We start from the raw sequence: 15,156 nt of genomic DNA, 5'->3' as shown, positions 1-15,156 counted from the left end.
TGGGTGGACGGGTGGTAGCGCTCCACCCATACAGACCGGCCCCGAACCCGAAATTCATCGGCGGGTCCGGGGCCGGTCCTCCTTCGGCCGGGAATGCGACCGTACGGCCTACTTCGCGGGCTCCGCGCCCATGGCGAGCATCCGGTCGACGACCCGCTCGGCGGCGTCGCCGTTGTCCAGGTCGCAGAACTCCTCGCGGAACGCAGCCCGCGCCGAGGCGTACTCGGCTCCGATCGCGTCCACGTTGCGCACGGCCTCGATCAGACTCGCCGAGTCGGCCAGCAGCGGGCCGGGGGCCTTCTCCTCCAGGTCGAAGTTGAAGCCGCGCAGCGTGCCGCGGTAGTGCTCCAGGTCGTACGTGAAGAGCAGGATCGGCCGGTCGGTGAGCGCGAAGTCGAAGATCGCGGAGGAGTAGTCCGAGATCAGTACGTCGGCGACCAGCAGCAGGTCGGTGGCGTCGGGCCAGCGGGACACGTCGACGACGAAACCGTCACGAACGCCCTCGCGGACCTGCTCGGTGACGTGGTGGTGGCCCCGGATCAGCAGGACGTGGTCCTCGCCGAGCTCGCGGCGGGCCTGCTCCAGGTCGATCCGCTGGTCGAGCTTGTAGCCGCCGGACCAGCCCTCGCAGTTCTCGCGCCAGGTGGGCATGTAGAGGACGACCTTCTTGCCCTCGGGCAGGCCGAGCCGGCGCCGGACCTCGGCGATCCGCTGCGCGTCCGGCTTCACCAGCGCGTCGGTGCGCGGGCTGCCGACCTCGATGACCTCTCCGTCGTAGCCGAGGGCGCGCTTGAGCACGGGCGTCGCGTACGAGCTCGGCGAAGCCAGCAGCGACCACTGGGCGCTGTCGTGCGCGAGCCCCTCCAGGATTTCCGGGCTCGTGTAGTAGTCGTGCACGAAGTCGTGCCCGATCTGCTTGATCGGCGTGCCGTGCCAGGTCTGCACGACCACCTGGCCCGCGCGGCGCTGGAACAGCGCCGGCACGCTGTCGTTGGTCACGACGTAGCGGGCACGGGCCATGAGTTCCCAGGACTCCACGCTGTTGTACTGCACGGCGCGGGCGGTCGCAGGGACCTCGGCGCGGCCGTCCTTGACCAACCAGACGTGCTCGACCTTCTCGCCGCGGCGCAGCAGTTCCTCGTGGATGGCGCGCGGCGCGTCGCCGGCGCCGTAACCCTGGAAGGTGTCGTAGACGACGATGTCCTTGACCGGCAGGGCGCGCTGCGCCGGGTAGGTCTCGAAGCGGGCGACGCGCTGCGCGTGGCGGGAGCGGTCGTGCGGGCTCAGCAGCGGGTCGGCGACGAGCGCCATGCGGTCGTGGAAGCGGGTCTCGATGCGCATCCGGCGGCCCTGGACGGTGACCGGGTGCGGACCGGAGAAGAGGAGCCCGGGGCACATCTGGACCGGGGCACCGCGGTCCACACCGAGCAGGCCCGCGGTGGTGCCGCCCTCGGCGGCCGGGCGCAGCGTGGGCCACCAGCGGCCCTCGGGAAGCGTGGTGCGGCCGGCGAAGGGCTGGGGGAGCACGGGCCGGAAGGTGGCCTCGAAGGCGTCGCCGTCCCGGGTGACGGGGTAGCTGAACTCCATGCCGTGCGCGTTGTGCAGGACGAGCTCGTAGGGCTCGTCGGCGGGCGCCGCGAAACGGCCCCGCAGGGTCAGGGTGCCGTCCTCGGCCCGGACCTCGTCGACGAGCGGCGGGGAGGGCTGCACGGAGAGGGTGAGGTGGCCGGTGTTGCCGCGCTTGACGAACAGGGCGCGGCCCGCGCTCTGGCCGGGCAGGGGCAGGACGAGGCCGTTGAAGCCGCCGCGCTCGTCGTGGGCCAGGCGGTGCTCGACGCCGTCGGCACCGACCACGGAGAGGCTCCACGGCTCGGGGCTCCACCCACCGGGCTCGCACGCGGCATCCGGTACGGCGGCCAGGTCGGCCAGCCCGACCCGGGCGGTGAAGGGGGTCGGGCCGGCGGTGGCGGCGCCCGTCTCCAGCGGGAATTCGAGGCTGGTGCCGGTGGTGACGTGGACGGCCTTGAGGCGGCCGGCGTCGACCCCCGGGGAGAGTTCGCCGATGATCTCGACGGCGTCGTCACCGGCGGGCCGGGCGTCCAGCCCGCGGGCGCGGGTCGTCTCGACCTGGATGGTGAGGGCGCCGGAGACGGCCGGGACGATGCGGACGTCGGGGGCGACCCAGAACGGGGGCGGGTTCTGGCCGGTGTCGTGCTCACCGCCGCGGAGGCGGGCACGGTGCAGGCCGCCGGCGCCGGTGACGGCGATGGAGGTGGTCCACGTCCCGTCGTGCCACTTGCCGCCGGACTGGAAGATCGCGGGGTCGACGACGGCGGTGAAGCCGGCCCAGTCGGCGTGCCGGAGGGCGAGGTGCGGCGACTTCACGGTGGCCATCGGGGAGGCGACCGTACGAGTGCTGACGACGGAGCGGCGCCGCTTGCCGCGCTCGCGGAAGACCAGCATCTTGCGCGAACCGAGGCGGCTCTCCGCACCGAGGTGGCCGGGCAGGGCGTAGCCGCGCAGCAGCAGCTTGCCGTCGGACCACGCCGCCTGCTCCAGGCGGCTGACGACGCGGAGCTCGCGCGTGCCCAGGGTGAGGATCTTGGCGGGGACCGGCGGGCGGCCCTGCAGGAAGGGGTAGTCGGCCTGCGGGCGGGCGAGGCCCTTGACCGGCACGCTGTAGCTGTAGTCGCGCTGGTGGTTCAGGAGCGCGATGAAGTCCTCGACGCGGCCTTCGCCGGCGAGGTAGGCCTTGAGACGGTCCGCGACGGTCAGGTCGGACCAGGGACCGGTGCCGATCTCGCGGACGAGACCGCCGACCTCCTTGACGAACGCGGCGCGGAAGTCGGGGCCGCCCTCGGCGACGTACTTGTAGATGAGCGGGAGTTCCTCGCTCAGCACGTTGTGGTCGTAGTCGCGCAGATAGCGCTCGTACGTGGCGCCCGGCTTCGCCTTGAGCGACTCGCGGACCAGGCGGACGGACTTCACGCGGTCGATGAGGGAGACCGGGTCGGTGGAGCGCTGGGTGATGGAGCGCTCTCCGGTCTCGCGGACGCGCCAGTTGTAGACGAAGTCGCTGAGGATGTCGACGCTGGAGGCGAAGTAGTGCGCGGGGATGCTGACGGGGGCGTCCTCGTAGAGGATGCCCTCCGGGTACTGGAAGCCGTGCTCGTCCCAGAAGGTGCGCCGGTAGACCTTGTTCCAGGCGGTGCGGTCGGTGACCAGCGCCGGGAACCTGGAGATGTGCGTCCGCAACTGCGTCCTGGCGAAGGCGGCCCGGTGGCCCCACGACGGGTTCATGCCGACCGAGCGGAAGCGCTTGACGTTGCCTCCGGCGAAGTCGGAGCCCGTCTCGTCGAGGGCTTCGATCAGCCGCTGGTAGGCGTAGTCCGGCATGGTGTCGTCGCTGTCGACGAAGGCCAGGTACTCGCTGTCCGGGTGGATGTGGCGGGCGCCGGCGTTGCGGGCCGCGCCGAGACCGGCGTTCTCCTGCATGACAACCCGGAAGCGCTTGTCACGCGCCGCGAAGGCCTTGGCTATGACGGCACTGGTGTCCGTGGAGCCGTCGTCCACCAGGATGGCCTCGAAGTCGCCGAAGGTCTGAGCGGCGATGGATTCCAGGCACTCGTCGAGGTAGAGCTCGACGTTGTAGACGGGGACGACGATGCTCAGGCGCGGGGGCATGGGTGGCGGTTTCTCCAGCGTTTTTTTGCTTTTTCGATGATCAGCTCACAGCATCTTACTCTGTAACAGAGCTATAAACTCCACCCATATGGGGCATCGGGAACTGATCGCCGGAGCGGACGGCAAAGAATTCAGCCGTCCGCCACTTCGACGCTGCGATGGAACGCTGTCCGTCCCGGTCGGCGGCCGGTTCAGATCTCCAGTTCGGCCTCGATCCTCTTCAGCTGATGGCGCGCCATGGCGAGGTTGGCCCGCTTCTTGTCGAGCGCCAGGTAGAGGAAGAAGCCCACGGACGTCCGCCCCTTCATGAGCCGGATCAGGTGGTACTGACTCCCCAGCGTGATGAGGATGTCCTCGATCTCGTCGTTCAGGCCGAGGAGCTCCATCGTGCGGACCTTGGCACGCACCACGTCGGTGTTGCCGGCCGCGGCGACCGAGAGGTCGAGGTCCTTGCCACCGCCGATGGTGCCGAGGGCCATGCCGCTGCCGTAGTCGACCAGGGCTGCGCCGATCGCGCCCTCGATGAGGGTGGTGGCTTCCTTGAGCGCGGTCTCCACGTTGACCATGAGAGGTACCTCTTTCTCGTTGTGCTGTAACCGATTGCGATGTGATGTGACGTGCTGTAGTCGCCCCGCGCGCGGCGGGGCCCGTGTGCGGTCGGGCCCGTGCCCGGATCAGACCGGCCCGGCGCCGGAGCCCCGGCGCGCGAGCACGCGTTCGATGAGTTCGGCGATGCGCACGCTGGAGCGCCGCGCCTCCAGATGGAGGCGCCCGACGTTGACGCGCGGCTCGGCGGTCAGGGTCAGGACGGCCGCCGCGCCCGCCGCGTAGGTGGCCACGTACCCGTCGGCGCCGCGTACGAGCAGCTCGCGGAACGCTCCCTGACCGGTGCTGTCACTGAGCCGCTGGGCCACGCCGAGGGCGGCGGCGGTCAGTGCCGCGACGGCCTCGGCCTCGGCGGCGGCGCTGTCCTGGGCGAGGACGAAGCCGTCGGAGCTCGCGGCGAGGGCACCGGTGAGCTGGGGTACGCGGGCCCGCAGCCTGCGGAGCTCGGCGAGTATCTCGGCCTCCGCCTCGGGGGGCACCGTACTCATGTCGGCCTTTCTCCTTTCGGGCTGCCTACGCTCGGAGCGGTCGGCGCGCAGGGCCGGTCGCAGCGGGAGCCTCACAGGCTTGCCTCCAGTGCGTCGCGTAACCGGCGGAGCAGCGCCACGTCCGGGGATTGGGCCTGGGTCATCCAGTCGGGCAGGGGTACGTCGACCGGCGGGGGGGCCGGGCTGTGCGGCGTTTCGACCAGTCCGGCGGCCGCGAGGCGGCGTACGTCGAGCAGGGTGTGGAAGGCGGGCCGCCCCAGTACCCAGGCCAGGTCGGCCGGGGTGCGCACACCGTCCGCCCGCTCCAGCAGGGTCCGCTGCCGCGCGGTGACGGTCTGACCCGGCGCGGCCGCCCGCGGCACCACCGGGGCGGTGTCGAGCAGCGGGTACGGCCAGACCGCGTCGAGCAGTTCACGGCGGCGCCGGGTCTCCCGTTCGACGGCGGCAGCCGGAACGGAGCGGACGGAGCCGATCCAGTGGGTGGCTCCTCGGCGGAACCGAGAGGGGCCGCTCCCCGGGGACAGGGCGAAGAAGGCGGCGTCGAAGATGGCGGCGAGATGGCATATTTCGAGCTCCCCGCCGGCCAGCCCGCCGCTGTCCACGAGGAAGCGGGCGACCTGGCGGCGGGCCCCGGCCCGGTCCACCGCCTCGCGCCACCGTTCGGGGGCGAGGCCGCCACCGGTGGTGAGGAGGACGTCGAGACCGGGGGTGGCGGGGCTCTCCGCGTGGACTATTCGGCCGTCCTCCAGGAAGAGGGTGCCGCGGTCGCGGAGCAGGGCACCGGTGGCCCGCTCCGCGGCGAGCCGGGTGAGGAGGGGGGACACGGCCGCCAGGGCGTTCGGGGCCGTTGCCGGGGTGGTCACCGGAGCACCAGCCCTTCGGCCAGGGCCCTGAGTTTGAGGCGGGCGAGGGCGAGGTTGCCCTCGGCCCGGTCGAGCCAGACGTGCAGGAAGACGCTGCTGTCGAAGCTCGTCTCGACGAAGCGCAGGACGTGGTAGCCACTGCGGGTGGTGACGATCAGGTCCTCGACGGGCGGGCCGGGCGGGCCCACCACGTCACCGAGGGCCGGACCCTCCTCGGCGCGGGCGAAGGACTCGTACTCCGCGGCCGCACGGGCCAGCTCGGCGGTCTCGGCGGCGGTGGTCTCGTGGTCCCCCACGGGTGATTCCCCGATGGTGCCGAGAGCCAGCCCGCTGCTCCAGTCGACCAGCGCGGCCCCCCGCGCACCAGGCAGGGCCATGGCTTCGAGCAGGCATTCGTCGATCCCGGGCACGCGGGCTCCCCTCCCGGCCGGACGTGCGGTGTGCACGGTTGTGCGGCGCGACAGGAGGGAACTTACTCAAGTTCGGCAGGGCGAAAGGGCGTTCTGGCATTTTCCGCTGGAACATGCCATTCAGCGTGTAAGAGCTTGGCCGGAACGCGTCGGAAATTGATCACGAAGCCAGCGGAAGATCGTCAGCGAGGCGGAACGCGCCGCCCTCCCGCTCGACGTAGCCCTCGTGGCTGAGGGTGCGGAGAAGGTGGTAAACGGTCGGCAGGGGGATCCCGGTGACCCGCGCGAGCCGTTTGGCGGTCGCCCCGCCCTCCGCGTGCATCGCCTCCACGAGCCGCAGGGCCCGCTGCACGGAACCGATCAGGGTGGGTGTGCTGTCTTTGTGGATGCGGTCGGTCCCCATGAATGGTCCCCCTGCTCCGTTACGACGCCTGGCGGAACCATCAAAGTCCTTCGCAGGCCGCAAAACCAGCGGACTCGCGTAAACCCGAGCATAAGATCACCGGACCCGGGTGCCGGTCAGCGGGTGCGGGTGACGTACGCGGGGAGCGGGGTGTCCGCGATCAGGCGGTGCGGCAGGGCCAGCCCGAAGCGGCGCTCCAGGACGGCGAGGAAGCGCCGCTCGCGGTCCCCGTCCGGCTCATCACCCGCTCCGGCGTCGGCGCCGTCGGGGCCCAGGATGCCCGCCCCGACCAGCTCCGGGAGCAGGAAGTCCGGCCGGTGGCCGCCGCGCCAGCACTCCTCGCCGAGCCCAAAGCAGCACACCAGCTCGCCGTCCCGGGCGTACGCGAACTGCTTCGGCGGACGGTCGGGCTGCGGGTCGAGGTGAACGGCCTCGGCGCCGGCCCGGGAGACCTCTGCGAGGCGATCCGCCCCGGCCGGCAGTCCGTGCTCGACGGCGAAGGACCAGCCGCCCCAGCTGCCGACCCGCGCCACGCCGTCGCCGTCCTCGGTCTCGCCGACCATGTTCCAGGCGGCCGGCGCGTCGAGCGGCCCGGGGCGGACGCCCGCCACCGCGCCGAGCCGCACGGCCAGCTCGCCGGGCTCGATACCCCGGGCGAAGGTGAGGCCGGCGAACCATTCACCCCAGTCCGCCAGCCACTGGATCCCGTAGGTCCTGCTCTCGGCGATGTCGGTCATCCTGCGCTCCCCACGGTCCTGCCGCGACGCTGATGCTTCCCCCACCGGCACGATAGTCAGTCCGCGGGCCGCTGTGGGAGGAGCCGCTCGACCATCGTCTCGATGAGGCCCTCCACCGGGTGGGCCTCCAGCATGGCCGGAACGGTCAGGTCGTCCACGATCAGCCCCAGCATCGCCAGGTAGAGCAGGACCACGCCCTGCCGGTCGCCGGGCAGGCCGGCCCCCAGGTGCCAGTCGATGTTCGCCTCCAGCTCCGCGCCGTGGAAGGCGGCCAGCTCGGCCTGGAGCTCCGGGCGCCGCAGGCCTTCGAGCCGCAGCTCCAGCATCGCGATGTGGACGCTGCGCTCGCGCCGCATGCGCTCCAGGAGCCGCCCGAGCAGCACCGTCGTGTCGAGCGGGCCGGTCAGGTCCGCATGGTCCGGCACCAGTCGTTCCCGGGTGCGGTGGAGGATCTGCACCAGCAGCTGGGCCCGGTTGGCGAAGTAGTTGGAGGCGGTGCCGGTGGGCACCGCGGCCTCCGCGTCCACCGCGCGCAGCGTCAGGCCGCGCGAGCCCTCGCGCGCCAGTACCTCGATGGCGGCGTCGAGCAGCGCGGTGCGGCGCTGCGGGTTCTGGCGCATGGGGCGGTTCCCTGGGTCGGTGGGCGCCGGCTCCCCAGCGGGCTTCCGGCCGGATTCCCGGCACTCGGGATCACTGCATGTGCAGTGCTTTGCCCACGGTAGCGGACGCCTTGCCTCCGGGCTCCCCCGCCTCCCCCGCCTCCCCGGCCTCTCCGGCCTCCCCCGGGGGCCTGCGCCCGCTACCCTTCCCGCCCGGCGGCCCCCGCCGCCTTCCGTTGCCTCGCCGACTCCAGCAGGAACGGCACGTCGATGACGGCGACGCCCGGCGTGAACAGCAGGCGCGCCTTGAGCCGCAGGGCGTTCTGGTTGTGCAGGGGCTGCTCCCACCAGTGACCCACGACGTACTCCGGGATCACCACGGACAGGATGTCCGTGGCCGGGTCGGCGGCCAGTTCCTCGACGTGCGCCAGGATCGGGCCCACCACCTCGCGATAGGGCGAGTGGAGGATCTTCAGCGGCAGCCCGGGATCGTACTCCTCCCACGCCTCGCGCAGCCGTGCCGCCTCCGCCTCCTCGGCGGCGACGGTCACCGCGGTCAGGGTGTCGGGGCGCAGCCCCTGCGCGTAGCCGATGGCCTTGAGGGTGGGCGCGTGCACGGCGGCGACCAGGACGAGCACATGGTGGCGGGCGGGCCGACGCGGCGTGCCACCGGGTGCGACGTCCACCTGCCGGGCGACCTGGTCATAGTGGCGGCGCACTCCCTTCATGCCGAGGAAGAGCAGGGGCATGGCGATGACGACCAGCCAGGCCCCGTGGGTGAACTTGGTGACGAGGACGATGACGAGGACCAGGGCGGTCAGGGTGGCGCCGACCGCGTTGATGGCCAGCCTGCGGTGGATGTGGACCCGCTCCTCGCGCGGGGTGGCGGGCGAGGCGAGCGCCTTGCGCCAGTGCCGGACCATGCCCGACTGGGAGAGGGTGAAGGAGACGAACACGCCGATGATGTAGAGCTGGATGAGGCGGGTCAGCTCCGCGTCGAAGGCCACGATGAGGGCGACGGCGGCGAGGGCGAGGAGCACGACGCCGTTGGAGTAGACGAGCCGGTCGCCGCGGTTGTAGAGCTGGCGGGGCGCGTAGCGGTCCCCGGCGAGGATCGAGGCGAGCGTGGGGAAGCCGTTGAAGGCGGTGTTCGCGGCGAGGATCAGCACCCCGGCGGTGACGGCCTGGAGCAGGTAGAAGAGGAAGTGCCAGCTGCCGAAGGTGGCCCGGCCGATCTGGGCGAGGGCGGTGGAGGTCGCGGTCCCGGGGGGCAGGCCCAGTTCGGTGGGGTCGGCCGCGACGTGCACCTCGTAGGCCATCGCGAGGGCGGTGATGCCGGCGAACATCGTCACCGAGAGGAAGCCCATCGCGGCAAGGGTGGTCGCCGCGTTCCTCGCCTTGGGCTTGCGGAAGGCGGGGACGCCGTTGCTGATCGCCTCGACGCCCGTGAGCGCGGTGCAGCCGGAGGCGAAGGCGCGCATCGCCAGGAGCGCGAGGGCGAGCCCGGTGTAGGTGCCCTCCGCGACGATCGGCAGGTCCGCGGATTCGGCGCGGATGGTCTGACCGGTGCCGAGCCGTACGGCGGCGACGGCGAACATGAGGTAGATGACGAGCACGAAGCCGTAGGTGGGAACGGCGAAGACGCGGCCCGACTCCCGGACGCCGCGCAGGTTCATCAGGGTGAGCAGCGCCACGAAGGCGACCGACAGGACCACGTCGTGCTCGGTCAGGGCGGGGATCGCCGAGGTGATGGCCGAGACCCCGGAGACGACGGAGACCGCGACGGTCATCACGTAGTCGACGAGGAGGGCGCTGGCCGCGGTGAGCGCGGCGGTCTGCCCGAGGTTCTCGGAGCTGACGACGTACGCGCCGCCTCCGCCCGGGTAGGCGTGGCAGGTCTGGCGGTAGGAGGCGATGACGACGACGAGCAGGAAGACGATGGCGGCGGCCGCGTACCAGGTGAGGTGGAGCAGGGCGACCCCGCCGAGGGCCAGGATCAGCAGGATCTCCTCGGTGGCGTAGGCCACCGAGGAGAGGGGGTCGCTGCAGAAGATCGGCAGGGCGAGCCGTTTGGGAAGCAGGGTCTCGCCGAGCCGTGCGGTGTCGAGGGGTTCACCGACCAGCACACGCTTCGCATGGATTCGCCTCATTCGGGCATGATCGTCCATTTACCCCGGTGGACATCCCTTTGCAGGGCTGTGTCACTCGGCGAGCTCCTCGGCCCGGTGGGCCAGCCACAGGTCGTACCGGACGCTCGGGGACTGCAGCAGCGAACGCTCCAGTACGGCCTCGATGCGTGCCAGCCGCTTGCGGGCGCCGGGTACGGAGACCCCGAGCGCGGCCGCGGCCGGAACGAGCCGGGCGTCGTGCGCCAGCCAGGTGCGGACGGTCGCGCGGGCCCCGGCGGGGGCCTCCGGTCCGGTCAGCCTGCCCAGGTGGGCACGGGCCCAGTCGGTCAGCCGCGGATCGCGCAGGACCGCGTCGAGCCCGGAGGCGGCCACCGGGGCCGGAGCGCAGCCGCCCGGCCCGGCTCCCGGCGTCAGCCGCAGCGCCAGTGAGAGCGCCGCCTGGTCGCCCAGGCGCGCGAGGTCCAGTCCGAGCAGCGTCTCCACCAGTCGGATCCTGGCAGACAGGGTGTTGCGGTGGACCTTCAGCAGCCGGGTGGCGTGCGAGCCGAAGTCGAGCCAGGCATGGGCGGTGGCGCGCAGTTCCTGCCCGCCGGGGTCCTGCGGACGCCGGGGCTCGTACGCGTGCAGCGGCGCCAGCAGAGCTGCGGCCCAGTCGGCCCCGGCCTCGTGGGCCGCGAGCGCCAGCTCCGGGCCCGGGCCGAAGCGGGCGTGCCGTTCACCGCGGCCGCGGGCGACCGCCAGGGCGTGGAAGGCCTGGGAGTAGGCGGTCGGTGCCTGGCTCAAGGCGACTTCCCCGCTGACCCCGATGGCGCAGTCCGGGGCCACCGCCGCCAGCGCCCCGGCGAGGGGGTCGTGGTCGACGGACACCGCCTCCGCGTCGGCGGGCACCAGGATGATGAGGTGGCTCACGTAGACCGGGCAGCGCACGATCCAGGCCCGGCCTCCGGTCAACTCCTGGCACAGCCTCGCCACTTCGGCGCGCCGGCCGGTCCGGCACTCGGCGATGTACATCCGCATCGGGTCGGGCAGCGGCGGCCGCAGCGCCTCGGCGATCTGGTGGGCGGTGGAGAGCCTGCCGTTCATCAGCAGATGGAGCACGGCTTCGCGGGCGCGCGCCTCGGCGACGGCGGCGCGCTCCTCCCGCCGCTCCGCGTCCTCGGCGCGCAGCACGAGGGCCAGCGGCACCGCCGCGTCCGCCAGCAGCGCGGGCGCGTCGGGCGGGTGCGACGCGGGCAGTACGGCGGCCAGCACGCGCCCGGCGTCCAGCGCGAACAGCAGGGTGGCGGATCCGGCGCCGTGCAGGACGGCCGACCGTACGCCGCGGGCGCTCATCTCGGCGGCGCCGCGGACGGCGGCCTCGGGCGGCCGCTGCCCCCGCCGGGCTGCTTCCGAGGCGAAGGCGCCGTGCTCGGCGGCGGGATCGGAGTGCACCACCCCGGTCCATCCGCCGAGGCGGGTGGCGAGCCATTCCAGCAGCGCGGCCGACCCTCCGCCGTGGGCGAGCCGGTGGACTTTCAGTACGTCGTCGGACCGTGACACCGGCGCATTCAACCACCCGTCGCACACTGTGCGCTGTGATACCGGTCTCGCCCGCTCACTGGGCAGGTCGAAGCCTGCGTACGGGCGCTCTCCCGCATAAGTTGGTCCACGAGCGGACGGGTCCCGGGGTCCACAGGAAACACCACGGGGGAGGCGCCGGGATCCGCCGCTCACATCCTGGCTGCCGCGCTGCGGATGGCCTCCCGGATGCTGAAGCAGGTGCCGCACCGGCAGATGGTGGCGATCTCGTCGATGTCCTCGTCCGTGGGCTCGCAGGTGCGCCTGAGCAGCGCGACGGCGGCCATGATCTGACCGGGCTGACAGAAGCCGCACTGGGCGACGTCCTGTTCGAGCCAGGCCTCCTGCACCGGATGGAGGTCCTCCCCGTTCGCGAGGCCCTCGATCGTCGTCACCGCCCGGCCCGCGCACGCGGACACGGACACCACGCAGGGGCGGACGTCCACCCCGTCGAGGTGGCTGGTGCACGCCTTGCAGACGTCCACCCCGCAGCCGTATTTGGGGCCGCGTACACCCAGTAGGTCGCGGAGCACCCACAGCAAGGGCAGGTCGTCGGGCGCCTCCACGGTGACGCTCCGCCCATTGACGGTGAAGGTGTGCGACGGCATGGCGTACTCCTGGCTCTGCGGCCAGTGCGGTGGCCGGAAGGGTGTGCCGGCTCGCGGCGTCCGGTGCGGTGCATCGCACGGCGGAGAGGGCCGCGGCTCGTACCCGGCGTACTCGCGCGCTCCGACGACGCAGCGAGGCGCCGTGCCGGGGGCCGTGAGGCGGTGAACTCTTCCGGTCACAGCACTAGCGGGGGTAGGGGGTGAAGTCGACGTCGAAGTCGAGGGGAAAGCTGCGCGGCTTCGAACCGGTGGCCCGGGCCCATGCGTTGGCGATCGCGCCGACTGCGGCGGGCACGCCGAGCTCGCCCGCCCCCAGTGGCCCTCCGCCGCCACCTTGTCCAGTACGGCGCGCTGGGCGTCGGTCTTCAGGAAGGTGCGCCGGAAGCGGTACGGGTCCCTGCCGGTGGCGGCGGCCAGTTCGTCGACCATGATCTCCTCGGCCCCGCGCGTGTTGGCGGAGTACACCGAGCGCCACGAGGCGGTGGGGATCCCGGTCTGCACCTCGGTGAGCGCCTGGGTGGTGAGGCCGAAGTGGTACGGGGACTTCACGGTGGTCAGGAACAGGGTCTGGGCGAGGGTGGCGTTGCCGATGCCGGGCGGCAGGTGCGCCGCCGTCGCGGTGATGATCTCACCTAGCCCGTGCCGGAAGTCGGTCTCGGCGGCGGCAACACGGTGTTCGAAGCTGAGGACCTCACCCAGCAGGTGCGTGGCGCGGATCTTGTGGTGGGTGGCGGGGCGCATCCGCCCATGGCGGGTGTCGTCCACCCGGGTCCACATCAGCCTGACCGGGAGGCGGCAGGCCCTGGAGATCCGGGCGGCCTCCAGGGCGGCGTCGAAGAAGAGCCGTCGACCGAAGGAGCCGCCGGCCTGGACGACGTGCACCGTCACCTTGTCCAAGGGCAGTCCGAGGTCGGCGGCGATGGTCTGGCGGGCGACGACGGGTGACGTGAGGCCGGACCAGATCTCGGCGCGGTCGTCGCGCACGTCCGCGACGGCGCAGTTGGTCTCCATCGGGGCGTGGCTGACGACCGTACGGACCGCCTCCGGTTTATTACCGGCACGTAGAGTAGCGATCGGGCGGGCCGATGGGAAGCCTCGAGACCGTCGCCCCACTCGGAAAGTGTCATCCGTTCGGGGGTATCGCGAGGCGCGCACTGAACCGACTGCCGCGGGCACACGTCCGCGTGAACACCTCGCACACATCGGGCGTTTGATCGAGCCACAGGGGATGGGTGGCCGAATTCCAGCCACCTGCCGCGGACGCACCACCCGCCCCACCGGCCGACTTGCGCACCGAGCCGCCGAGCCCCCTCTGACCGGATTCGTTCGCACGTCGCGAAGGGCCCGACAGGACTCGGGCATATGTCAGAAGCAAGAACGTAGCGGATGTTGCCAAACGCCTTACACAGTGTCGCCGCCTGTGCAACAGTCGTTACCGGTCCTTCCTTCAGACTTGGCCGTGCCGCGCCTGTATCGGAGTTCTCATGCCGTCCCACCTCTTCGCGGACCGTCCCGCGCAGCCGCCGGAGCCGGGGTCGGTGGACGCACTGATCTCTCAGACCCGGCGTCTGCGGGGAGACGTGGACGCGGTCCGCCGCGAAACCGTCGTGGACGACGACGACGCCCAGGGCCGCTGGCAGCGCGCGCTGTGCGACCTCGCCGTGCACCACCTCGATGACCTCCGCGAGCACCTCGGTCAGCTCAAGGAGGGCCTGCCCCCGGTCCCCGAGGCGGTGGCGTTCCCGCGGGCGGCGCCGGACGTGGCACCTGAGGCCCAGACCCGCGTCGGCAGCGCCGAGTGGAACCTGCTGACGGACGAGGTCCACTGGTCCGACGAGCTGTTCCAGATCTTCGGCCGGTCCCCCGAGTCGGGCGCGCTCCCCCTCGACGAACTGGGCTCCACCCTGTTCTCGGAAGACCAGCCGCTGCTCACCGCGTGGGTCACCGCCTGCCTCGTGGACGGCAGGCCCATCGACGGCGAGTTCCGCATCGTCCGGGCCGACGGCCGGGTCCGGACGTTACACATGAGGGGCGAGCCGGTACTCGACTCCGACGGCTGTGCGGCCTCCATGTGGGCCGTACTGCGGGACGTGAGTGAACTGCGCCGGAGCCAGCGGGCGGTGCGCGAGTCCCGTGACTCGCTGCAGCGCCAGCGGGAGATCGCGCAGACCGAGCACCGGCTGGCGGTCGAGCTGCAGGAAGCCGTGCTCCCCCCGTGGCGCGGCTCCCTGCGGTTCCCGCACAGCGACACCGGCACGCTGGACGTGGCCGCGCACTACCTGCCCTCCGCGACCAGCGCGCTGATCGGCGGGGACTGGTACGACGCACTCGAACTCCCCGACGGTGGATCGATGCTGACGGTCGGCGACCTCACCGGGCACGGTGTGACGGCCACCTCCGGAATGGCGATGATGCTGGGCGCCCTGCGCGGTATGGCCATGGCCGGAATCGCGCCGGGCCCGCTGATGGGATGGCTCAACCAGCTCCTGGAGACCTCCGTCCAGCCCGCGCTCGGCTCGGCCGTCTGCTGCCGCTACGATCCCGCGCGCCGGGTACTGTCCTGGGCCCAGGCAGGCCACCCCGCCCCCCTGCTGTTCCGCCGTGGTTCGGGCCGCGCCCTGACCCCGCCGGAGGGCGTGCTGCTGGGCGCGACCTCCGGGGCCTCGTACGGACAGGCCGAGGAGCGGCTGGAGGTGGGCGACCTGCTGGTCCTGCACACCGACGGCCTGACGCCGCGCAGCATCGAGTTCAGCCGGGCGGACGGGACCGAGCGGCTGCTGGCCCTCGCGCCGCGGCTCTGTGCGGCGCGGTCGGCGCAGGACTGCATGCGGCTCGTGATCGAGGAGTTCACCGAGAACGAGCGGGAGGACGACGCCTGCGTGCTGGTCGCCCGCGTCGCCGGATAGCCGGTCCGGTCACGGCCGGCCGCGGAGCCGATCGTGGGGACTTCGGGGCCGCGCCGGAGGGCGCGGCCCTTCGCGTCTGCGTACCTGTGGGCACAGCGCCTTGCGGCGTACCTGTTGCTGTCGTCGGCGTACCCGGTCCCGACCTGCCGGTCTCGTCCTGGTACCG

At 72.2% G+C, this 15,156-nt stretch carries 12 protein-coding genes and 1 pseudogene; 1 reads left to right on the top strand and 12 read right to left on the bottom strand.

The features are described 5' to 3' along the window. Positions 1–108 precede the first annotated feature (108 nt). The 12 genes and pseudogenes from AW27_RS31485 to AW27_RS31430 all read right to left on the bottom strand — a co-directional run. Complete coding sequence (locus tag AW27_RS31485; RefSeq protein ID WP_304949938.1) at positions 109–3,684, bottom strand: bifunctional glycosyltransferase/CDP-glycerol:glycerophosphate glycerophosphotransferase; 3,576 nt, start codon at positions 3,682–3,684, stop codon at positions 109–111. Between the two features lie 191 nt (positions 3,685–3,875). Then, positions 3,876–4,250, bottom strand: a complete 375-nt coding sequence (locus tag AW27_RS31480; protein WP_037922008.1) for a hypothetical protein — start codon at positions 4,248–4,250, stop codon at positions 3,876–3,878. A 108-nt stretch (positions 4,251–4,358) separates the two neighbouring features. Beyond that, a complete protein-coding gene (locus AW27_RS31475; RefSeq protein WP_037922006.1) occupies positions 4,359–4,778 on the bottom strand; it encodes a roadblock/LC7 domain-containing protein in 420 nt (139 codons plus the stop codon). A 71-nt stretch (positions 4,779–4,849) separates the two neighbouring features. Beyond that, positions 4,850–5,641: a transcriptional regulator gene (locus tag AW27_RS31470; RefSeq protein WP_172671332.1), complete on the bottom strand. Its 792-nt coding sequence runs from the start codon at positions 5,639–5,641 to the stop codon at positions 4,850–4,852. Then, entirely contained in the window at positions 5,638–6,051 is a 414-nt protein-coding gene (locus tag AW27_RS31465) for a hypothetical protein (RefSeq protein WP_037922004.1), read from the bottom strand. Before AW27_RS31465 ends, AW27_RS31470 begins: the two co-directional genes overlap by 4 nt. 160 nt (positions 6,052–6,211) lie before the next feature. Further along, on the bottom strand, positions 6,212–6,454 hold the full coding sequence (locus tag AW27_RS31460) for a helix-turn-helix domain-containing protein (protein ID WP_037922002.1): 243 nt from the start codon (positions 6,452–6,454) through the stop codon (positions 6,212–6,214). A gap of 116 nt (positions 6,455–6,570) precedes the next feature. Further along, the gene (locus AW27_RS31455; RefSeq protein ID WP_037922000.1) at positions 6,571–7,191 is read right to left on the bottom strand and encodes a DUF6461 domain-containing protein; all 621 of its coding nucleotides are present in this window, start codon (positions 7,189–7,191) and stop codon (positions 6,571–6,573) included. Positions 7,192–7,247: 56 nt separating this feature from the next. Continuing rightward, positions 7,248–7,811 (bottom strand): TetR/AcrR family transcriptional regulator, encoded by a 564-nt coding sequence (locus AW27_RS31450; protein ID WP_037921998.1) that lies wholly within the window; start codon positions 7,809–7,811, stop codon positions 7,248–7,250. 179 nt (positions 7,812–7,990) lie between these two features. Then, a complete protein-coding gene (locus AW27_RS31445) occupies positions 7,991–9,940 on the bottom strand; it encodes an APC family permease (RefSeq protein WP_037921996.1) in 1,950 nt (649 codons plus the stop codon). A 51-nt stretch (positions 9,941–9,991) separates the two neighbouring features. Next, positions 9,992–11,458, bottom strand: coding sequence for a helix-turn-helix domain-containing protein (locus AW27_RS31440; protein WP_037921994.1), 1,467 nt, complete (start codon positions 11,456–11,458; stop codon positions 9,992–9,994). A gap of 170 nt (positions 11,459–11,628) precedes the next feature. Next, positions 11,629–12,084, bottom strand: a complete 456-nt coding sequence (locus tag AW27_RS31435) for a (2Fe-2S)-binding protein (protein ID WP_037921992.1) — start codon at positions 12,082–12,084, stop codon at positions 11,629–11,631. A 432-nt stretch (positions 12,085–12,516) separates the two neighbouring features. Next, positions 12,517–13,095, bottom strand: a pseudogene (locus tag AW27_RS31430) (molybdopterin cofactor-binding domain-containing protein); the annotation flags it as partial. A gap of 473 nt (positions 13,096–13,568) precedes the next feature. Between AW27_RS31430 and AW27_RS31425 the strand changes: the two are divergent. Then, entirely contained in the window at positions 13,569–14,990 is a 1,422-nt protein-coding gene (locus tag AW27_RS31425; RefSeq protein WP_037921990.1) for a PP2C family protein-serine/threonine phosphatase, read from the top strand. Positions 14,991–15,156: the final 166 nt, after the last annotated feature.

Source organism: Streptomyces sp. PCS3-D2 (assembly GCF_000612545.2).
Lineage (GTDB): Bacteria > Actinomycetota > Actinomycetes > Streptomycetales > Streptomycetaceae > Streptomyces.
The sequence above is the reverse complement of the archived record's forward strand: the minus strand, read 5'-3'. Positions and strand labels throughout refer to the sequence as shown.